General features: G+C 40.6%; 20 protein-coding genes and 4 tRNA genes. 3 read left to right on the forward strand and 21 right to left on the reverse strand.

Annotated features, from left to right (window positions below; translation table 11 throughout):
• Nucleotides 1-34: 34 nt before the first annotated feature.
• The 13 genes from A3217_RS04295 to yajC all read right to left on the reverse strand — a co-directional run bounded on the left by A3217_RS04295 (nucleotide 35) and on the right by yajC (nucleotide 11,591).
• Complete coding sequence (locus A3217_RS04295) at nucleotides 35-1,378, reverse strand: MATE family efflux transporter (RefSeq protein ID WP_066388383.1); 1,344 nt, start codon at nucleotides 1,376-1,378, stop codon at nucleotides 35-37.
• A 31-nt stretch (nucleotides 1,379-1,409) separates the two neighbouring features.
• Nucleotides 1,410-1,994 (reverse strand): class I SAM-dependent methyltransferase, encoded by a 585-nt coding sequence (locus tag A3217_RS04300; RefSeq protein ID WP_066388385.1) that lies wholly within the window; start codon nucleotides 1,992-1,994, stop codon nucleotides 1,410-1,412.
• A 127-nt stretch (nucleotides 1,995-2,121) separates the two neighbouring features.
• The gene (locus tag A3217_RS04305; RefSeq protein WP_066388386.1) at nucleotides 2,122-4,152 is read right to left on the reverse strand and encodes a methyl-accepting chemotaxis protein; all 2,031 of its coding nucleotides are present in this window, start codon (nucleotides 4,150-4,152) and stop codon (nucleotides 2,122-2,124) included.
• A gap of 100 nt (nucleotides 4,153-4,252) precedes the next feature.
• The gene (gene mog / locus A3217_RS04310; protein ID WP_066388387.1) at nucleotides 4,253-4,783 is read right to left on the reverse strand and encodes a molybdopterin adenylyltransferase; all 531 of its coding nucleotides are present in this window, start codon (nucleotides 4,781-4,783) and stop codon (nucleotides 4,253-4,255) included.
• A gap of 12 nt (nucleotides 4,784-4,795) precedes the next feature.
• Nucleotides 4,796-5,380: a molybdopterin-guanine dinucleotide biosynthesis protein B gene (locus A3217_RS04315; RefSeq protein ID WP_066388388.1), complete on the reverse strand. Its 585-nt coding sequence runs from the start codon at nucleotides 5,378-5,380 to the stop codon at nucleotides 4,796-4,798.
• Nucleotides 5,380-5,859, reverse strand: coding sequence for a molybdopterin synthase catalytic subunit (locus tag A3217_RS04320; protein ID WP_066388391.1), 480 nt, complete (start codon nucleotides 5,857-5,859; stop codon nucleotides 5,380-5,382). Before A3217_RS04320 ends, A3217_RS04315 begins: the two co-directional genes overlap by 1 nt.
• A gap of 30 nt (nucleotides 5,860-5,889) precedes the next feature.
• Nucleotides 5,890-6,552: a protein-L-isoaspartate(D-aspartate) O-methyltransferase gene (locus tag A3217_RS04325; RefSeq protein ID WP_066388392.1), complete on the reverse strand. Its 663-nt coding sequence runs from the start codon at nucleotides 6,550-6,552 to the stop codon at nucleotides 5,890-5,892.
• A gap of 9 nt (nucleotides 6,553-6,561) precedes the next feature.
• Nucleotides 6,562-7,290, reverse strand: a complete 729-nt coding sequence (locus tag A3217_RS04330; protein ID WP_066388394.1) for a carbon-nitrogen hydrolase family protein — start codon at nucleotides 7,288-7,290, stop codon at nucleotides 6,562-6,564.
• Nucleotides 7,280-8,311, reverse strand: coding sequence for a ribonucleotide-diphosphate reductase subunit beta (locus A3217_RS04335; RefSeq protein ID WP_066388396.1), 1,032 nt, complete (start codon nucleotides 8,309-8,311; stop codon nucleotides 7,280-7,282). Before A3217_RS04335 ends, A3217_RS04330 begins: the two co-directional genes overlap by 11 nt.
• An 11-nt stretch (nucleotides 8,312-8,322) precedes the next feature.
• Entirely contained in the window at nucleotides 8,323-8,667 is a 345-nt protein-coding gene (locus A3217_RS04340; protein WP_066388398.1) for a DUF6394 family protein, read from the reverse strand.
• A gap of 23 nt (nucleotides 8,668-8,690) precedes the next feature.
• Complete coding sequence (secF, locus tag A3217_RS04345) at nucleotides 8,691-9,668, reverse strand: protein translocase subunit SecF (RefSeq protein WP_066388401.1); 978 nt, start codon at nucleotides 9,666-9,668, stop codon at nucleotides 8,691-8,693.
• Entirely contained in the window at nucleotides 9,668-11,308 is a 1,641-nt protein-coding gene (secD, locus tag A3217_RS04350; protein WP_066389727.1) for a protein translocase subunit SecD, read from the reverse strand. Before secD ends, secF begins: the two co-directional genes overlap by 1 nt.
• 13 nt (nucleotides 11,309-11,321) lie before the next feature.
• On the reverse strand, nucleotides 11,322-11,591 hold the full coding sequence (yajC, locus tag A3217_RS04355) for a preprotein translocase subunit YajC (protein WP_408938921.1): 270 nt from the start codon (nucleotides 11,589-11,591) through the stop codon (nucleotides 11,322-11,324).
• A gap of 301 nt (nucleotides 11,592-11,892) precedes the next feature.
• Here yajC and A3217_RS04360 point away from each other — a divergent pair, with 301 nt between their 5' ends.
• Nucleotides 11,893-12,843, forward strand: coding sequence for a catalase (locus tag A3217_RS04360; RefSeq protein ID WP_082807965.1), 951 nt, complete (start codon nucleotides 11,893-11,895; stop codon nucleotides 12,841-12,843).
• Nucleotides 12,844-12,890: 47 nt separating this feature from the next.
• Here the strand turns inward: A3217_RS04360 and A3217_RS04365 are convergent, their stop codons facing one another.
• From A3217_RS04365 to A3217_RS04380, 4 genes are all read right to left on the reverse strand, one after another.
• Nucleotides 12,891-14,480, reverse strand: a complete 1,590-nt coding sequence (locus A3217_RS04365; protein WP_066388409.1) for a hypothetical protein — start codon at nucleotides 14,478-14,480, stop codon at nucleotides 12,891-12,893.
• 42 nt (nucleotides 14,481-14,522) lie between these two features.
• Complete coding sequence (locus A3217_RS04370; protein WP_066388411.1) at nucleotides 14,523-14,924, reverse strand: GtrA family protein; 402 nt, start codon at nucleotides 14,922-14,924, stop codon at nucleotides 14,523-14,525.
• A gap of 19 nt (nucleotides 14,925-14,943) precedes the next feature.
• On the reverse strand, nucleotides 14,944-15,663 hold the full coding sequence (locus A3217_RS04375) for a glycosyltransferase family protein (protein ID WP_066388412.1): 720 nt from the start codon (nucleotides 15,661-15,663) through the stop codon (nucleotides 14,944-14,946).
• A 154-nt stretch (nucleotides 15,664-15,817) separates the two neighbouring features.
• Nucleotides 15,818-16,222, reverse strand: a complete 405-nt coding sequence (locus A3217_RS04380; protein ID WP_066388415.1) for a glycosyltransferase family 2 protein — start codon at nucleotides 16,220-16,222, stop codon at nucleotides 15,818-15,820.
• A 231-nt stretch (nucleotides 16,223-16,453) separates the two neighbouring features.
• Here A3217_RS04380 and feoB point away from each other — a divergent pair, with 231 nt between their 5' ends.
• Complete coding sequence (feoB, locus tag A3217_RS04385; protein ID WP_066388417.1) at nucleotides 16,454-18,970, forward strand: ferrous iron transport protein B; 2,517 nt, start codon at nucleotides 16,454-16,456, stop codon at nucleotides 18,968-18,970.
• Nucleotides 18,971-19,054: 84 nt separating this feature from the next.
• On the opposite strand, the gene A3217_RS04390 is transcribed toward feoB, so the two are convergent.
• From A3217_RS04390 to A3217_RS04405, 4 genes are all read right to left on the reverse strand, one after another.
• A tRNA-Arg gene (locus tag A3217_RS04390) sits at nucleotides 19,055-19,131 on the reverse strand.
• 5 nt (nucleotides 19,132-19,136) lie between these two features.
• A tRNA-Arg gene (locus tag A3217_RS04395) sits at nucleotides 19,137-19,213 on the reverse strand.
• A 37-nt stretch (nucleotides 19,214-19,250) separates the two neighbouring features.
• Nucleotides 19,251-19,327: transfer RNA gene (locus A3217_RS04400), tRNA-His, on the reverse strand.
• A gap of 22 nt (nucleotides 19,328-19,349) precedes the next feature.
• Nucleotides 19,350-19,427, reverse strand: a tRNA-Pro gene (locus tag A3217_RS04405).
• 160 nt (nucleotides 19,428-19,587) lie between these two features.
• Here A3217_RS04405 and thiD point away from each other — a divergent pair.
• Nucleotides 19,588-20,424 carry a bifunctional hydroxymethylpyrimidine kinase/phosphomethylpyrimidine kinase gene (thiD, locus tag A3217_RS04410; RefSeq protein WP_066388418.1) on the forward strand — a complete coding sequence of 279 codons (837 nt, stop codon included), beginning with the start codon at nucleotides 19,588-19,590 and terminating at the stop codon, nucleotides 20,422-20,424.
• Nucleotides 20,425-20,491: the final 67 nt, after the last annotated feature.

Raw genomic sequence — 20,491 nt, forward strand, 5'->3', positions numbered from 1 at the left:
AACACTTTCTTTCAAAAAAGATTCTTAACAGAATCTAAATAATAAATTTTTCCCAAATCTTATATCTAAACATAAGTCCAAAAAGCACAGCACGTAAATAAGTCTCGGCAAAAATGATGATAAAAAGGAATGTTACACTAAGTCCAAAGTACACGCACAAATACATTGGGAGGATTCTCACAAGCCAAATACTCGCGGAGTTTAGCAAAAGTGAAAGCTTTGTCGCGCCACCACCACGCAACGCACCATCAAGGCAAAACACCCAGATAAGTGGCACTTGAGAAAGCCCAACTGCAAGAATATAATAAAAGCTGTATTCCAATACCTTAGATTCTGCGCTAAAAATCCCTGAAAGCTCAAAACCAAAAACACAAATAAGAATCCCCAAAATCCCCATAACAATACTTGCGACAACAAGTAGAGTTTTCAAAAAATCATATGCCAGACCTAAGCGTTTGCGTCCTAAACTCTGCCCAACTAGCGCCATTGCTGCTACTTGAAATCCAAAACCCGGCATTAAAATAAACCCCTCAACTTTCGTGCCTATCTGAAATCCCGCAAGCGTATCACCACCATAGGAGCTTACAAACTTTTGAATAAGAATAAGCGAAAAAAGAGTTAGAAATCGCTCAATCCCCGCTGGAATCCCAACAGCTAGCATTCTTTTAAGATACAAGGCGCGAAAAACTAGCGCGATTTTAAGCTTAATATCACTCAAAACAATAGCAAACAAAAGCAATACAAACTCTACAATCGTAACAATAAGATTACTCAAGCCCGCCCCAACAATGCCAAGTGCGGGAATATGGAAATTTCCAAAATCATAACCCACAATCAAAACGACATTTAAGACAACATTAAGCGTGGTGGTAAAAATTTTCACATACATAATGCGCTTTGTATCACCAAGCGCGGAAAGTCCAGCCACGCAAATTGTCTTTGCCATAAGCGCAGGAACACCTAACAACACAAGATTCAAATACTCTCGCCCAAGTGCTCTAGATTCCAAATCTACACCCTTGCCCATCCAATCAAAATACATATCAATGCAAAGGAAAAACACCACACACACGGGAATTGAAAGAAAAAGTGAGCTTAAGAGGTTTGTCCCCATTACTTCTTTAATTGATTTAAAATTATGTGCGCCAAAATAGCGCGCCACTTGCGCACTTGTGCCGATGAAAAATACCGCTGTAATGGCAAATAGAATCATAATATAATTTAAACTCACGCCAAGTGCGATAAGATGTTGCTTAGAAATTTGGGAGATGAAATACCAGCCAACAAGTAGATTAAGCGTGTCTAAAAGTGAGTTTGCCCCGCTAGGCAGGGCGATAGAAAAGATTTTTTTACATTTTTGGGAAAATGTGTATTGCATTTCAAAACTCTTTGTATGTTTTTACAAATTTTTAAGAATCAAGTATTTTCTGCGTGACAAACATCTGCACACAATGGGGCAAACCCTCTCTAAATACACATTTATAGTCATTAAGCAGTATTTTAAAGCCTTCAAATTCCTTTGTTAATTCGCTAGATTCTAAACTGCGATTAGAGCCTAAAAGCTTTGCTTCTTGCAAGAAAAAATCTTTTGGTGCTTGAGAAAAGCTTTCGAATATAAATATTCCGCCGACATTTAGTGCGCGCCTAATCTGCGGGAAAAACCGCCTATCAAGGAAATAAAAATCGCAAATCACATCATAGCCAAAATCTATGCTAAAAGTATCTAAATCCGTGAGAATAGTGTTTGTATGTGGATAGTTTGCAAGTGCGCTTAAGCCAACCTCTGAAATATCCACACAATCCACTTCAAAGCCTAGCAAGGAAAGAAACTTACTATTGCGCCCATTGCCACAGGCAATATCTAGGGCTTTGTTTTGACTTTTTTGCAAAAGTTCGCGTAAAAATGGCTCGCATTCAAGTAGCAAGGCACTAGGAATGGTAGGCATAGCGCCGTTTTTGTAGCGCATATTCCAACGCAACGCGTCTTCCTTCACCCCTGCCTCCTTATTCCTTGTATCCTCCGCGGGAGTGAATTCCGTTTTTCGCCTCCGCTTACGCGCACATATTTAGCACATTTTGGTTTTTAGAATCCCAGATTCTCAAAATCCCAAAAGTATTCCCCTAAAACCTCTTCTTATTCACATCTTCTAATATCTCTTCTGCTATGCCATTTACTCTTTGAGTAATGGTGTTTGTAGTGTTAGCTACTTCTACATTTTCTTGTGTGAGTGTTTCTAGTTGTGCTATGGCTTCATTGATTTGTCCTAAGCCTTCTGTTTGCTCTTTTATAGATTCACTCATTTCATTAACTGATTGCACCAAGACATTTACATTTGCCTCTATTTCTCCTAGTGATTTAGAAGTCCTCTCTGCTAGTTTTCTCACTTCATCAGCCACAACAGCAAAGCCTCTGCCGTGCTCTCCTGCTCTTGCTGCTTCAATAGCCGCATTTAAAGCGAGCAAGTTTGTTTGGTCTGCTATATCTTTGATAACACCTACAATGTTTTTAATATCTTCTGCTTGCTTGGTTGCATCGATTGTCTTATCACTTACATTTTGCATAGATGAGCTTATTTCTTCTACTGCTGCGGCTGATTGCTCTAAACTGCTAGCTTGTGCTTGAGAACCATCTGCTAGTCTTTGCATAGAGGATTTAAGCTCATTGCTTTGGGCATTGATGTCGCGTGCATGCAACGCAGAGTCCTTAAGCATATTCACAATAGAATCTCCGAGCGCATTTAAACCTTTTTCTAGTCCTTGTGGATTTTCTATACGCACAGTAAAGTCATTAGCCTCAAAAGCTTGAAATACCTTAGCGGCAATGGACAAATCACCACCCACAAGAGTATGCAATGTATTTGACATCTCATTTAGAGAATCTTTCAGCTTGTTTATTTGCGGGTTATTACTGCTTTGACTTATCGTTTTTCCAAACTTCCCGCTTTTTGCTTCCTCGACTACTTTCACTACTTCATCAACGATGATAGAATCTTGATTGAGACTCTCCTGTGTGCGTTTAATATTTTCATTAATAGCCTCTGCCATCGCGCCAAATTCATCACGGCTTTTTACATCAATAGCATCTGGCAGGTGCTTGCTCTCGTGATTAAGGAAATTAAAAAACGAACTTAAAGCAGACTTAATGCGTTCAATGGGGCTAATCAACTTCCTAATAAACAAATATAAAATAACCGCACTTAAAACAATTAGCACAATCGCCATAACAACAGTATATGTGAAATGCTCATTGAGCGCGGAAGTGTAGTCATCTTGCGTTACAGCAGCGACAATCGTCCAACCAAAATCAAACTTTTTGTAAAATGCAAATCTATCATTTCCTAAAGCGTCAAAATAATCAATCGTCCCACTAGAAGTGCCTTCTTTCAAAGCTTGATTAATAGCTTTTTCAGTAGCGGTAAGCTCGCCACCTTTGCTAATAACATTCGGATTCTTATGAGAAAAAATCCTGCCCTCAGAATCTGTAATGTAAATATCCATACTTGGCAACTCTGGGCGTTCAAAATTCACAAATCTCTTTTGAAAGTCTCCCGTAACAACATCTGCGCCCACAACACCTAAAAATTCTCCCTTCTCGTCAAAAAGTGGCGCTGTGACGGTTGAGATGAGTTGTCCCTTATTCTTACCGACAGTGCTTGTGTAAGTGGGTGTTACCATACCTTTAGGATTTTTTGTCGAAAGATATTTTTTCTTCGTGTCTTGATACCACGCTTGTGCGCGCAAGTCTCTATCAAGATTTTCGTAGGTATCGCGTCCTGTGTATTGCTCCCCATCGTATTCGATAAGCGTTTTACCATCTTTTTCATACACAACAACTACAGCTGGATATTTGATTAAGTTAGCAGTTTCTGAAAGTAATGAGCGTTTTTCTTGCACCTTTCTTGATTCATCAGAAATTTTATCAAGCTCATTGAGACGTTCGCGTAACATACCTAAATGTTGCTGGGCTTCAATATCCATTGTAATATTGATAGTGGTAAAAGAAGCCTTAAGCGCGCCCTCTTGAATACTTTGGAAAAGCTCAATGGTGTTTTGTGAGGTATTTTTGTAATTATAAAATGTCACGATAACAATGACAGCAACAAAAATACTCAAAATGCTAACAACTAGCTTATTTGTAAGAGAAAATTTCATCTTAACTCCTTAATAAAATTAATTATTGCTGTGGATTCCGAAAGGACGCATTGTACTAGTAAAGAGCTAACTCTTTGTCAAAATAAGCAAAATTTAAAAACTAAACTTTTGGGCGAAAGATGTTTATGTTTTGCGTATTTGCTTCAATATACGCCCCGCCGATTAAATCAACACAATATGGGATCGCCGGAAACACTGCTTCTAAGCACTCCCTAATGCTTTTTGGCTTGCCCGGAAGGTTGAGAATGAGCGTCTTTCCTCTTGTGCCTGCACTTTGACGCGAAAGGATAGCAGTTGGGACATATTTAAGGCTCACTTGACGCATAAGCTCGCCAAATCCCGGAAGCATTTTCTCACACAAACTCTCCGTAACCTCTGGGATAATATCGCGCGGTGCAGGTCCCGTGCCACCTGTGGTAACAAGCAAATCGCAATGCAATTCATCACACATTCGCTTCATAGATTCTTGCAATGGCGTGAAATCATCACTCACCACCTCATAGATAAACTCGCAAGGATTCAAAATAAATTCTCCCAAAACTTCTTGTATCGCCTTGCCTGAAATGTCCTCATACTCGCCCCTTGAAGCTCTATCTGATGAAACCAAAATCCCAATTTTTATATTTTGCATATTTCTCCTTTTTTAAGAATCTAAGGTGTTGATGAAGTCCAAAATCTCCTGTGGATTGTTTAAATCTAACGTTTTTAAAGCTCCTAAAATTGCACGCCTATCACTCTTAGCAAGAGAATCTGGCAGAGCAAATGCGCTCGCATAAGGGATATAAGCCTCATCAATCTCCTCTCGTGCCACCACTATGCGCTTATAGGGTAGTTCCTTAAGTCCCTCCACAAAGATATAATCACAATCGCTAAAAAATTCTAGCACCTTTGCAAAAGATTGCTTTTCATACACGCTTAATGGCGTGAAAGTGTCGCTTTTAGATACATACTCGGTGTTTTTTGCTTGATTGGATTGTGGATTCTTGCAATGGGTTAAAATCGTGCTTTTAAAAGGTGAGATTACTGCCACACCGCTACTTGCATTAAAAAATTTAAAACTATCTTTGTTTTTTTCTTTGCCTAAAGTGTCAAATTCTGCCTTGTCTTTTGGGTCGTGTTTGATAACGCCTACACGTTTGCCTTGCGCCTCACACAGCACACAAAGCTTGCAAATAAGCGTTGTTTTTCCACTATTGCTTTTCCCGCTGAAGCAAATAACTTTTGGCATTATTTTAGCACTCCACTGCCTTGTATCGGCGTGCTACGCGAAAGCGCAAAGATTCTTTTTCCGTTTATCACATCATATTTCCAAATAGGCGCATTTGCCTTAAAATCCTCGATAAAGTCCTCATATAGGCTTAGTGCGGCTCTGCGCTTTGGTGAAATCACCGCACACATATAAGAGCTTGCGCCTTTTGGCACATCGCCTAGAGAATGCGCCATAAGAATCTGCGCGCCAACTGCACGCGCGCGCTCCTGCCAAGATTCAAACCATTTTTGCAAAAGCGGGGTGTAAATATCAAAGCTTAGTGCTTCTATGTTTTGTGGTTTTGTATCTTTAGATTCTGTGCTTATTGCTTCTTCTCTCACAATCCCCACAAATACGCACAGCGCGCCATTATTTTCCGCTCTTGCTCTTTCTTCCCAACGCGAATAAATTTCCTTTGTTGGCAAAGCACCATTAAAAATCTCTAAATTTCTCCGCATAATAAATCCTATCAACTAAAATACGCGCTTTCAAAATATATGCTCAAGCTGTGTACCACGCACCACGCCATTATGGATATTGACAAATGAGCATTGCGTCACCACTACCGGCGCACTTAAAGAATCCCCAACTTTCACAAAGCGACAAATTGCCTGTGCGTTTGTCTTTTCATCTTGCAACATCGGCGCGAGCAACACGCCACCTTCTTTAAGTTGATTTATCAAGCTTTGTGGGATTTCCCTCGCGCACGCGCTGAAAAGTATCGCATCAAAGGGTGCAAACTCGCTCCAACCCTCTTGCCCATCGCCAAGCTTTGCGAAAACATTGTGTGCGCTTAATTTATGGAATCTGCGCTTTGCATCCACAAGGAGCTTTTCTATCCGTTCGATGCTAAAAACACGATCAAAAAGCCTTGAAAGAACCATTGCTTGATAGCCACTGCCACAACCTATTTCAAGCACGCTTTCTCCGCCTTCGGACAAAAGCGCCTCCGTCATAATCGCAACCGTTAGCGGTGAGCTAATCCATTGGGAATTGCTCATTGGCAATGCGTCCAAACTATAAGCATTGAGCTTCCAACTGCTCGGGACAAATTCCGCTCTATCCACGCTAGCAAGCGCGGATTCCACCTTTGGGGAAAGGAGGATGTACTTTTTGATTTCAGCTATCATTTTGCCAAGCAAATAAGACATTGCCTGCCCTCACGCCTTTAAATCAGTTTGGATATATTTTCTCATTTTTGTAATTTCACTCAAATCCACCTGCGCGGAGATGATTTCTTTCTTGTCATTTTTATACACCACGCCATAAGGGGTGATAATCGCGCTTCCCTTTGCCATCGTGTCATTTGCGCCATCGCTTGCTACGACAAAGGCTTGATTAATGATAGCTAGAGCCTTACAAAGCGATTCAAATTGCTCTTTTCGCGCCTTGCCCCAAATGGCTGGCACAAAGATAATATCCGCGCCCTGCGCGCGCTTCCATAAATCAATAAAACGCAATTCAAAGCAGTTTATCGCGGCACATTTTAGAGAATCTATATAGAAAGGCACAATATCTTCTAATCTTCCCGCGCCAAAATGCAAATGCTCTTCACCCAACATAAAAAGCTTATGTTTGGCTTGGCTGTGGATTACCTCGCCTTTATGAAAGACCTTGAGATTATTAAAATACTGATTGCGCTTTTGCTCTATCATCGTGGTAATAATCGTGCGAGACTTACTAAACTCGAGTAAAGATTCTGTGGCAATTTTTGAAAACTCTACTGCTTCTGCCATTTTTTGATACGCAAATCCACTAAAAACCACTTCCGGCGTGCAAACAATAGAATCCTCTTGGCACTGCTCTAAAAGTGCGCAAACTTTTTTGAGATTTGCTTCAAAATCTAGCCCTATTTTGACTTGCAAAGAATACAATTTTTTAGAAATCATCGAAATTCACACTCCCTTTTGCGTAGTTTGTTACCTTTGCTTCAAAAAAATTTGTTTTTTGGTCATTAAAGCTTGCAAAAGAATCCACCCATTTAATCGGGTGGCTTACATTATAAAGCTTTGACAGGCGCACTTTTGAAAGGCGTTCATCGGCGAGATATTGGATATATTGCGTGATAATTTCGCTTGTAAGCCCTAGAATCTGCCCTTGCGTGATGTACTCTCCCCACGCAGATTCTATCTGCACAGCTTTTCTAAACATTTCAATCACTTCCTCTTCAAGTGCTGGGGTAAATAAATCCGCTCTGTCCTTACGCACAGAATTTATCATACTTTGAAACAAATATAAATGCGTCACTTCATCTCTTTGGATAAAACGTATCATCTGCGCACTTCCTAGCATTTTCCCACTGCGCGCCAAAGTATAGAAAAAGCAAAATCCACTATAAAAGTAAATTCCTTCTAGAATCTGATTGGCAAACATTGCTTTGACGAGGTTATGCTCGGTTGGGTTTTTTGCTAGCTCTTCATAGACATTTGCAATATAGTCATTTTTATGACGCAGCTGCATATCCACGCGCCACATATTATAGATTTCATCAGTATTTGCAGAGATAGATTCTACCATCACCGCATAGCTTTGAGAATGCAACGCCTCTTCATAGGCTTGACGCACAAGCACGAGGTTAATTTCTGGGCTTGTCATATAGGGATTGACATTATCGATGAGATTATTTGTCTGCAAAGAATCCATAAAAATAAGCTGCGCAAGCGCGCGGTCATAGCCTAGCTTTTCTTGTGGTGTCAGTCCGCCGTTATAGTCGCGAGTATCGGCATTCATATTGACTTCCTCTGGAAACCAAGTGTTTGCAAGCATTGTTTTCCATAAATCATACGCCCACTGATATTTAATTTTATTCAAATCAAACATACTTGTGGGGTTTCCGCCAAAGATTTTGCGCTCATTCACGCTTTCCAAACTCTCTGGGTTATAAATTTTCTTGCGATGAATTTCTGGCATAACTCTCCCTTTTAAATCAAATCTTCTTGAGAATCTTTAATGCTTTCAATCACCAAAAGCACCAAACCAAAAGCATTTGCCACCACAGCACCAAGTGTGAGCGCGTAAGAAAGATGCAAGTCATCAAAAACTTGTAAAACAACAAATGCCGCTATAAGCTGCAAAATCGCTACCAATAAAGTAGCTAAGATTTCTTCTGAAAGCGCGCTTTTCACACCAATACGCAAAGTCGCGCATAAAAAATTCACAGAAGTGCTTAAAAACAAAATAATCACGCTCATTTCATACAAAAATGCTACACTCAAAGTAAGACTAAGCACGCTAAAAAAAACAAAAAATACTCTACTCCAATTCATAGCTTCCCTTTCTCTTGTGCGCCCTACACGCGCCCATTTTCATACATTGCCCTTAATCGCTTTTTCTCCTCTATCTTTTTGCGTTTTTTCTGCTCTTTTTTGTAATATTCTTCTAAACTAAAACCAAACACAATCGCCAAGCGAGGTGCGACAAACATCGAACTATACGCTGCAATCACAACACCTACAAGCATAGGAAGTGAGAATCCTTTGATAATCTCTCCACCAAATATAAACAATGTCAAAAGCACCAAAAACACGGTAAGCGAGGTTAAAAGCGTGCGTGAAAGTGTGGCAGAGACTGCTTCATTAATCACATAGCGCATATCCTTCATTCTGCGTGAGAGCATCTGCTCTCTAATTCTGTCGAAAATAATAATCGTGCCATTAATCGAATAGCCAATGAGCGTAAGAAGTGCAGCTAGCACCTCTAGGCTAAAGTCTAAATCCGTGATAATCACAAGTGCTGAAACCATCACCACATCGTGCGTAAGTCCCATAATCCCAGCGAGTGAAAAGCGCCACTCATAGCGGAATGAAATATAAACCATCATCGCGCAAAGCGCTAGCACGATAGAGATAATGCCTTTTTTCTTAAACTCATCGCCCACTTTTGAGCCAATAGAATTGCTCCTGCGGATTTCAAACTCCCCGCTAGGTGCTAAAACCTCATTTACAACTTTATCGACATTATTTTGACTTGCTTCATCAAGCACAGGTAATTTTAAAAGGGCTTCATTTGGTGCGCCAAACTCACTTACTTGAAACCCGCTAAAACGAGAATCTTGCGAAAGTATCTCTCTAATCTGGGCTAAAGGGGCTTTTTCCGCGTTAGTGTATTGAATCTGCACAATATTGCCACCCGCAAAATCAATCCCCAGCTTAAAGTCCTTCACCACAATAAGCACGATTCCCGCCACGCATAAAATTGTAGAGACAATAAGCCCATAAGTGCTGTATTTGACAAAATCATATATTTTTGTTTGCTTAAAAAGTTCCATTATTTAGCTCCATTTTGCTCGCTTTGTGTGTTTGTGGGCGTGTGAGAATCTGCTTTAATTCCAAACCAAAACCACAAATGACGCGTTTTGCCAATTTTTGGTAAAAGTGCTTGATAGATTCCCTGTGTACCAATGATTGCAGTTAAGACAGAGGCTAAGATTCCAAGACTCATCGTAATTGCAAAACCTTTGATTGCGCCCGTGCCATTTGCATAGAGCAACACAGCGACTAAAAGTGTCGTGGCATTAGAATCAAATATCGCGCGTGAAGCGTTTGCGTAGCCCAGCTCAATGGCTTTTGCAATACTATTGCCTGCGCGCAAAAACTCCCTAATACGCTCATTAATAATAATGTTTGCATCGACTGCCATACCCACGGTTAGGACGATTCCAGCCATTCCGGGCAAGGTGAGTGTCGCGCCAAAAAGCGCCATAACTGCGACAATTAGCACGATATTAACCAAAAGTGCGCCAACAGCGATAATGCCAGCAAAATTGTAATACAACACCATAAAAACTACAACAAGTAAAAACCCGCTCATCAGCGCGACTAAAGACGCACGAATGCTATCCTCTCCCAAACTCGGTCCCACGCTACGCTTTTCCAAAATCTCCATAGAAGCCGGCAACGCACCGCTTTTTAGGATAGTTGCCAAATCCGCCGCAGAATTTTTATCAAAATCCCCGGTTATTTGCCCGCTATCAGTCAAACGCGCTTGAATCGTAGGCGCGGAATACACCTTCTCATCAAGCACAATTGCGAGGTGATTGCCGATATTTGCGCCCGTGAAGTTCCCAAACTTGCGCGCCCCATCAGAATCTAGGTTAAAACTCACAACATAGCGATTGTTTTGGTCCTTGTTTGGCAGAGCGTTTGTCACAGACGCACCATCAAGCACAGGGACTTTTTTAAGCAAAATCTTACGTACGGGGAGATTTAAGCGCATTTCTTGCTCACTTTGCGCGAAAGGCAAAATCACATCGCCGTAGCTTTCTGCCTCTGCATCACTCATTAGCTCTACGCGCGCATTGCGCTCCTCATCTACCGCCATAAACTGCAAATGTGCGGGCTTTGAAATAAGATTTCTTAAACGCTCCTCTTCCTCTGGCGTGCTTTTCCCTGGCACCTCTACGAGGATATTTTGCCTACCTTGCCTCGTTACGCTTGTCTCACTTAGTCCGAAAATATTTAGACGATTGCGGATTGTATTAATTGCTTGATTAATCGCGTCCTCTTGAATCTGCGTGATTTCCTCAGGTGTAAATCTAAGCGTGTAAAAATTACCATTTTCTATAATTTCTAATCCGCTAAACTTCGCAAGCATCGCATTTAGCTCACCTTTTTGCTTGGGGTCAAAAAGCTCAAATTTTAGGCTTTTGTCTTCGATTTTCACAGAATCTATTAGCAATTTTTTGTCATTTGCTTCATAAGTGATAGTTGAAGCAAGTGAGGAAGTCCGCGCCTTTAGCGCTTCATCAGTGCGCACACCAAGCAAGAGATTAAGCCCACCTTGCAAATCAAGCCCAAGTGTTACTTTAGGACCAGATTCTGTTTGAAAAAATGATGGGATACTTAAGCTAACGCCAAGAAGCGCTGCGATAACCAGCAACCATAAACGATAAGTTAAACCTTGTTTCATCAGATTTAAACCATTATTTTTGTTCGTTTTCCTCATCAAGCTTGTATGCCACAAACTCTTTTGACAAGCGCACGATTGTGTCATCATTCAATTTCACGCTAAAGAAATTTTCCTCTGGCTTCACCACTTCGACTATCAATCCACCGGTAGTGATGATTTTATCGCCTTTTTTGAGGTTTGTAATCATCTCCTGATGTTTCTTGCGGCGCGAGTTTTGCGGACGCACGATGAGCAAATAAATAAGCGCAATAAAAAAGAGTATCGGAGCAAGCCCCAGAAGCATTTCTTGCACACCACCCTGCGCGACTACTTGTTGTGTTGTTTCCATTGTTTTATCCTTTTTGCGATTTTTTTAAGAAAAAAATAAGGCGAGATTCTAACTAAAGAATACTTAAAAAAGAATTTGCTTAGATTTTTAAGCCAACTCTACATCACCTATTTAGTGCCTTGTTGTAAATAAAGCATTAACTTTGCATTTTTATAATTCGAAGCTTTCAAAAACCAAACAACAAAGGAATTAAATGAGTGCGTATTCACAAAAGGGCAAAGTTTTAGGGCGCGCGATTTGTGCAGCAATTTTGAGTATGGGGCTCTCGCAAGTGGCGTTAGCAGATTCTCAACAAAAATACGATGCAGAGGCGATTGCTGATGTTTTTTATAAACTTAATGGCGACCCAAAGGATCCACATAAAAAAATCAATCACACCAAAGGCTTTTGTGCAATAGGGAAATTTATCCCGCAAAAAGGCATAGATTCCAAGCTTCAAATCCCACTTTTAGCAGAATCTAGCATTCCCACACAAGTGCGCTATTCTCTAGGCGGTGGCAATCCTCACGCAAGTGATAAAAGCAAATTACGCGGTATGGCACTGAAAATGGAGGGCAAAAAAGATTCTTGGGAATTGGTGATGTTTAACGCTGAAATCAACTTCGCTAAAAATCCGCAAGAGTTTTGGCAATACTTCGCTATGCGCGTGCCTGGCAAAGATGGCAAGCCAGACAATGAAAGAATTAAAAAGCTCACAAACGAGGTAGATTCTTATCGTAATTTTGACTCTTATATGAATACAATAGGTGTCACGCCAAGCCTTGCAAATACGAACTTTAATAGTGTGCATACATTTTGGTTTAGAGATACTAGGAAGAATTCCAAACAAAAAGAGCGCGCTGCGAGGTGGAAATTTGTCCCTAAAAATGGTGTGAAATACGCTTCACAAGAGGAGCTTGCGAAGTTAGGGGATAATTTTTTGAAGGCTGACTTTGAGCGTGAGAGCAAAATTGCGCCAATCGCGTATGATATGTATCTTGTCTTTGCCAACAAGGGCGATGTAACAGATAATACCACAGCACTTTGGAAAGGCAAGCACGAGGAATTACTCGTTGGGACTTTAGAAGTGGAAAAATATGAGGGTGAAGAGTGCAATGGCGATGTTTTTATGCCTTCTACCTTGCCAGAGGGAGTTAATCCGCCAAAAGATCCACTTTTTGAAATCCGCAATGAAGTCTATGGTTTAACCTTTGGACGCAGACAATAAAGACGCATAATTTTTGGGGATTTGAGTGAGAATCCCCTTGCCTCATCTTAGCTTTTTGATTTTCTAGCTTCACAAATACTTGCGACAAGCCCAAATAATCCCAAACTACTCAAAAGCGCGAGCGGTGACATATATCTAGAATGCACAACTATCGCCATAGCAGCGATAATAAACGCGCTTGCAAATGCACTCATACTCGCACCAAAAGTAAAAACAAGCAATGCTTTAAGTGTAGAATCTGCAAATTTTTTACGCACTACAAAAAGCCATATAGATGATATCGCAAGAATCAACGCACAAATTATCACAAAAACCAAATGATTAAAAACAGGCAGATTCTCATACAAAAAGCTATAAATTTTTTCTTGCACTGGAGTGAAAGTAATCGCGCGCTCATTTTCGCTAAATTGTGAAAGCGCGGCTTTATGCCAAGGGTGAGAAGCTCTTGCTTGCAAGGTTTTAGAGGATTTAATCACGGATCTTACCCAGCCATCAATATCATCATTTCGTGGATTCTGATTCCACATTGCATTAAAGAATCTTGTTTTGTGATTTAGGAAATTTTTAGGATATGAGACAATCGAGCTAAGCCAAGTGCGCTTTAAACCCTCCATTTCACCACCTTTAAAAATCACATATCCTACAAATGTAGAATACAAATCGCCATTGAGAGGATTACTAGCATATGCTTTTTTAACATCTTCAAAATTGCGATTTGGCGCATACCATTCTTTTCTAAAACAACTAGAATCATTAGCAGGCACACAAGAGCCGGCAATTTGTAGCAACAACAAATGATTTGCAGGATTTGACCTTCCTATGCTCAAAACTTTTGGCACTACTATCACAACACCCAAACACAAAAACGCACTTACAAGAAGCAAAGCAATATAATTTCGCATAAAACCTATGCACGTAAATACAGGACTAACGCCTGCCTTAAATCCATGCTTTGCTTGCAAATTCCTATTTCTTAACAATAAATAACAAATCACAAAAAACGCTGGATATACGCTAAAAATCGCATTATGACGCCAAAGAATCCCCAAAAATAGCGCGACACAAATCACGCAAATAAGCGCAACAAAAGACTTTCTCCCCAAAAAATCCCTTGCCAAAATCAAACATAAAATCCCGCAGAATCCAAGAAATATCAAGCTCGCCATACCTAAATAATTCATGCTTATAAAGCTTCCTAGATAAATATTCCCAACTCCTAGTATCAAAAGCACTAATAGTGCAAAATACGAGCCATAACGCAAATAAAATCCACTCACCACAAGCCACAGCCCAAGATACAAAGGAATAAGATTAATAAGGAATAAATACCACACGTGCTTGCCAAAAAGCGTGTAGCACAATTCTAAAACATAAGACGTAATGACGGGGTGAAAATTGCTTTTGCCAAGAGATAATGCGCCTAAAACATCTGCATCAAGCACATACCCCGGAAATCCAAGCCAAAATTGAAACGCAAACAGCGCACCCAAAAGCACCAAGCTAAAAGCTAAAAAGCCTTTGTCTTTTTTAGTAAGTGATGCTTGCGCACAAGAGCCAGATTCTCTATCTTTCTTAAAAAACTCCTTCACCCTCACACCAATTCCCTTTAAAACATTCATCTTAGTGGTTGCATTCATTTATTTACTCCTTTGTTTAGTTCCATTTCTTTTCATCATTCTTTACTCCCTATACACAAATCTCTTTCTTGCAAAGAATCCAAAGAATGCCACGAAAAATGACGCAATGACTTTTGCACCCAAAGCTTGCATAGAAAAAAACTCAACAAGAATCCATAAAAGCGCGGTATTGAGACAAAGCCCTATGGTGTTGATTATGTAAGTAGCAAGGATTTCATTTTTTGAGCATAAGCAATTTGCCCCAAAGACATACTTTCTATACACCACCATACCTTGCATAGAAAGCAGCACAAACATCACAATTGAGCTTACAACATAATGCACGCCTAAAAAATAAGTCAGCACATAAAAGCCGCCCCATTCACAAAGGCTTAGAATCCCACCTAAGAGAAAAAAGCGCACAAGCTTATTTGAGATGATTTTGCTTAGCATATTCTTACCCATCTTTAGCTTCTCTCTTTGCTTAGTCTATTTTCTTGTGATGAAGATATGCTATTCTGCGAGATTCTCTAATGCCTTTAACAATCAAATGCGCGAGCATTCCAGCCACGCCTAGCACGACACCAATAACCCCCACTCCAACGCACACAAAGAGCGTAGGATACCTAGCCACTGCGCTTGTCTCTAAAAACTCCAAATAAATATCAACACCAACAAAAAATGAAAGCACAAAGCACAACGCACTTAAAGTTCCAAACACAAACAAAGGACGTTCAGTAAAAAGAAGTTGGAAAATCATAAAAAGGATTTTAAAGCCATCTCTGAAAGTGTGAAGTTTAGAAAAGCTCCCTTCTGGACGTGGCTTATACGAGGTTTCTATCTCATCTACGCGCAAATTCTGCTGCAAGGCAAAGACACTTAGCTCTGTTTCTATTTCAAAGCCCTTACTTTGGGCTGGGAAGCTTTTAACAAAAGCGCGAGAAAAGATTCTGTATCCGCTAAGCATATCATCAAACTGCTTACCAAAAAAGAGGGCTGCTGTGGCACTTAGAAGTTTATTGCCAAAGCTGTGACCGATTCTATGCACGCTATCGTGTTTGCTGCGGGCGATATTTAGCATATCGAGTTGGTTTGAATGAAGTTGTGCTATTGCGCGAGGCAAGATGCTTGTGTTGTGCTGTGTGTCCCCATCTATCATCACATAAATATCAGAATCTAGCAAGGCAAACGCATCAGCTATCACCGCACCTTTGCCCTGTGTGGTGGTGGTAAAAAGGGAGAGTTTGGGGGAAGTAGCGTGAGAGTGGGTGGATTCTTGGAAATGATGAGATTCTAGGGATTGGGTGGATTCTTGGGGTTGATTGGATGAGGATTGAGATTGGGTGGAATTGGATTGGTTAGATTCTGCCTTTAAGCTGTTTGCCCCCCCCCCTCATAGCAAAATCAATAGTGCTAGCTTGGAAGTATGTTTGGGAATCTATCCCATTAATTGTATCGCCTTGTGGGAGTGAATCCCACTTCGGCTCCGCCTCTATTCCCTTAATGCTATCACCTTCGCGGAAGTGAATTCCGCTAGTCTCCGCCTCGCGTGCATACTCGGCGTTTTTTGGTTGTTCTGGGGCCGATTCTATGCTTAAGGACTTGATTTTTTCTAGCACGAGATTTTTTGAATTGTCTGTTGAGTTGTTATCAAAAACTGCGATATGCGCTTGAGGCAGGATTGTTAAGATTTCATCAATCACTTGCAAAATCGTGCGCTCTTCATTAAACACAGGGATAATCACGCTAATTTTAGGAGGCATTGCAATTCCTTTTTTAAGATGTTAGATTGCTTAAAATCTCTAGATTCTAAAAAACTTCAGAATCTAGCAAAGTGCAAAGATTGAAACGCAAAAACAAAAGGTTGGGATTCTATCCAAAAAGAGAGGGATTGACAAGGGGGGGGGGATATTTAATAACAATTCTTAAAAATATTAATCTTGCTTGGCTACAATACGCGCTAACGAAGTTTGATTTATATTTAGGATAGGCTTATGCAAGATTCACATAAAACCATCACAATAGTACTTGTCGGACAACCAAATGTCGGCAAAAGCTCGCTTATAAACACTATCTCTGGGGCAAATCTCAAAGTCGGAAATTTCAGCGGTGTAACGATAGAAAAAACCCAAACCACGCTTTTTTACAAGGACTACAAACTTGATTTTATCGATTTGCCCGGGCTTTATATGCTTAATGAATATTCGCAAGAAGAGCGCATAAGCTCGCAATTCCTGCAAAATGGCGCGTATGATATGATTGTGAATGTTATAGATTCTACTAATCTTGCGCGCAATCTCTGCCTAAGCCTGCAACTTAAAAATTTTGACAAAAAAATGCTACTTACTCTCAATATGTCCGATGAAGCTAAAAAAGAGCATTTAGAGATATCCCTAAAGCTTTTGGCACAGAATCTAGGCGTGCCGTGCGTAAGTGTGAGCGCAAAGAATAATGAAAATATTACTGCTTTGCTTGAGCAAATTGTCACACTTTATGAGGAGAGGAATACTGGGGTTTTGCAAAATACACATTGGATAGAATCTAAAATCTCCAAACAACTTGATAGAATCTTAGATTTTAATCAACCAAACAGCGTTGCAGAATCTACAGATTCTATCAATCAAAAAAATGCCGAATATAGGCGCGGAGTGGAGCCGAGCGGAATTCACTTCCGCGAAGGTGATAGCATTAATGGGATAGAATCTAAAGCCTTTGCCTACTTTTCGCCAATCACACAGACACATTTAAAAGAAATGTATGAGTTTTTGCGCGTGCAAGATTCTGCGCTTTTAGGGGAAATTTTGCCTTTTAGTGCAGAATATACGCAAAATACGCAAGATTCCCAAAAAAGCATTCAAAAAGGCGCGAGGTATCAAAAATATTTGCAATTTCTTTCGATAGCACTTTTATCAAAAGAGCAAAGCACGCAGGCAACACTTTTAAAATTAATAGATTCTAAGCAGGGTTTTAGCCAACAAGCACGCGCAATTTTAGCAAAACAAGAATTCATCATAGCCGCACTTTTAGAGCAAAAAAACGAGGATTCTATTCAAGAGCTTTTCGCGCAAGAATACATCATCAAAGCCCACGAAATCGCCACAAAATGCACGATTAAAAAGGGTATGAGCAACAATCTCACGCAAGAGTTTGATAAAATCTTTTTGAATAAATATCTAGGAATTGTGTTTTTTCTTTTCTTTATGTGGGGGATTTTTGAGATTACCTTTGTTTTTGGCGAGTATCCCAAAGAGTGGATTGAGAAAGGTATGGCAAACGTTGGTGAGGTTTTAAAAGAGCATATTCCTATCGCGTGGCTTGGCTCGCTTGTGAGCGATGGGATTTTAGCGGGTGTGAGTGCGGTGCTTAGCTTTTTGCCACATATTTTGTTGCTATTTCTAGGTATTATTTTTTTAGAAACCACCGGTTATATGGCGCGCGTGGCATATTTGCTTGATGGCTTTTTACATAAGTTTGGCTTACACGGAAAAAGTTTTATCCCTCTGGTTACAGGCTTTGGCTGTTCTGTGCCGGCGTTTATGGCAACACGCACTTTGAAAAACAAGACAGATAAGCTTTTGACGCTTTTTATTATTAACTTTATGAGTTGTAGCGCGCGACTACCGATATACACGCTTTTTGTGGGGATATTTTTCCCTTCAAATATCGCTGGGAGTGTGCTTTTTGGAATCTACATTTTTGGCGCGCTTGTAGGACTTTGTATAGCGAAATTTTTAAAGCTTAGCATTTTCCGCGGGGCTTATGAACCTTTTATTATGGAAATCCCAAAATACCGCTTGCCGAGCCTGCGACTTATCACAATAAGCGTGTATCAAAAGGCAGCAATGTATATCAAAAAGGCTGGGGGCTTTATTTTGCTCGCGTCAATGCTTATTTGGTTTGCCACAAGTTACCCCAAAAATAGTGCGCTAGAAAGCGAATATGAGAAAAAGATCAGTGCCTTGCAAATGCAAGACAACACAGAATCTCACGCACAAGATTCCCAAACTTTGGCGCAAAACACAGAATCTGCGCACAAAATAAAAGAAACAAACACAGAAAATCTTAAGCAAGAAAACGCGGAGATTCTCGCACTTAAAAACGAACTACAATCAAAGCTTTTAGAGCAAAGCTTTTTGGGGCGCATTGGGGAATTTATCGCGCCGGCATTTGCGCCTATGAAGTTTGATTGGCGTTTATGTGTAAGCTTGCTTAATGGTTTGGCGGCAAAAGAGGTGGTGATTTCATCAATGGGCGTTTTGTATGTGTTGGGTGAGGGGCTAGATGAGGAAAGTCAAAGCCTGCAAGAAATCATTGCAAAAAACGTGAGTTTCCCAACAGCAGTGGCTTTTATCCTGTTTGTAATGTTTTATAGTCCCTGCCTTGCTGCAAGCGTGGTGTTTGCCAAAGAGGCCGGCTCGTGGAAGTATCTCGTAGGGCTTTTTATTTTTACAAGCGTTGTAGCGTATGTCTTTTCATTTTTGGGCTACAAAACAGTGAATATATTTGTATAGATTCTATAATTTTGGCTGTTTCTATAATTTTAGCTGTTTCTTTGGTGTAAAGATTGAAATTATAAGAATCTAGGCTTGCCTAAGTGGTACGCCCAAGAGGATTCGAACCTCTGACCTACGGCTTAGAAGGCCGTTGCTCTATCCAACTGAGCTATGAGCGCATAGGTGGCACGCTCGGAGGGAGTTGAACCCCCAACCCTCAGATCCGAAGTCTGATGCTCTATCCAATTGAGCTACGAACGCAGATATTTTAGGATTTAAAATTTGGTTGCTTAAATTATGGGGTGGGTGATGGGGCTCGAACCCACGACCCTCAGTGCCACAAACTGATGCTCTAACCAACTGAGCTACACCCACCAAAATTTAAAAAAATGAAAAATGGTCGGGGCGAAAGGATTCGAACCTTCGACCCCTTGGTCCCAAACCAAGTGCGCTAACCAGACTGCGCCACGCCCCGACTAGTGAAACAAAGCGCGCATTATAATTTTTTAGAGTTTAAAAAAGGCTTATAAAAACCTTGATTGCAAAGAAAAAATTAAGAGAAATTTTGCAAAAATTTGCCCTTACACCCGCAAACACCACAAGCGCATTTTTACACAAGAAAATGGAGAATCAAAATGGATAAAAATACACAAAAAAACACCCTTGTTCCAAACACGCAAAAAGCCTTCCCTGCTCTCACTATCGCTGGAAGCGACTGCAGTGGTGGGGCTGGGATACAGGCGGATTTGAAAACCTTTGGCGCACACAATGTCTTTGGTATGAGTGTGGTGCTAAGCATCGTGGCAGAAAACACCGCGCGCGTGATTTCAAGCTATGATATTCCGCGAGATTCTATCAATGCGCAGTTTGAAGCCATTTTTGAAGACATTCCCCCGCTTGCGTGTAAGGTCGGAATGCTCGGCTCAAGCGAGATTATCGAGTGTGTGGCACAAAATCTTGCACATTATAAGCCTAAAAATGTCGTGATTGATCCCGTGATGTTTGCAAAAAATGGCTTCGCACTTATGCCAGAATCCATTCGCGAACATTTTAAAAATACGATACTTGGCTTTGCTGATGTGCTAACACCAAATATCCCAGAAGCTCAAGCGCTGTGTGGTGTGGAAATCCACGATACAGAATCTATGAAAGTCGCAGCACACAAGCTTTTTGATATGGGCGCAAAGTCGGTGTTACTTAAAGGTGGGCATAAAGAGGAAAATTGTGATGATGTTTTTTATGATGGGAGAGAATTTCACACCTTGCGCGCACAAAAGATACAGACCAAAAACACGCACGGCACAGGCTGCACGCTAAGTTCAGCTATCGCGGCAAACCTCGCACTTGGCAAGGGAATGCTAGATTCTATCACACTCGCAAAGGAATATGTGTTTAAGGCAATTTTGTATTCTTTTGCACTTGGCAAAGGCAATGGACCAACAAATCACTTTTGGAGAAACACACTCACCTAAGACTTATATAATCCTTGCAGGAGCAATCCACCTCCACTCTATTTGCCATGCTTTAAGATATTGCATT

The sequence above is a fragment of the Helicobacter himalayensis genome (assembly GCF_001602095.1).
Taxonomy (GTDB): Bacteria; Campylobacterota; Campylobacteria; order Campylobacterales; family Helicobacteraceae; genus Helicobacter_F; species Helicobacter_F himalayensis.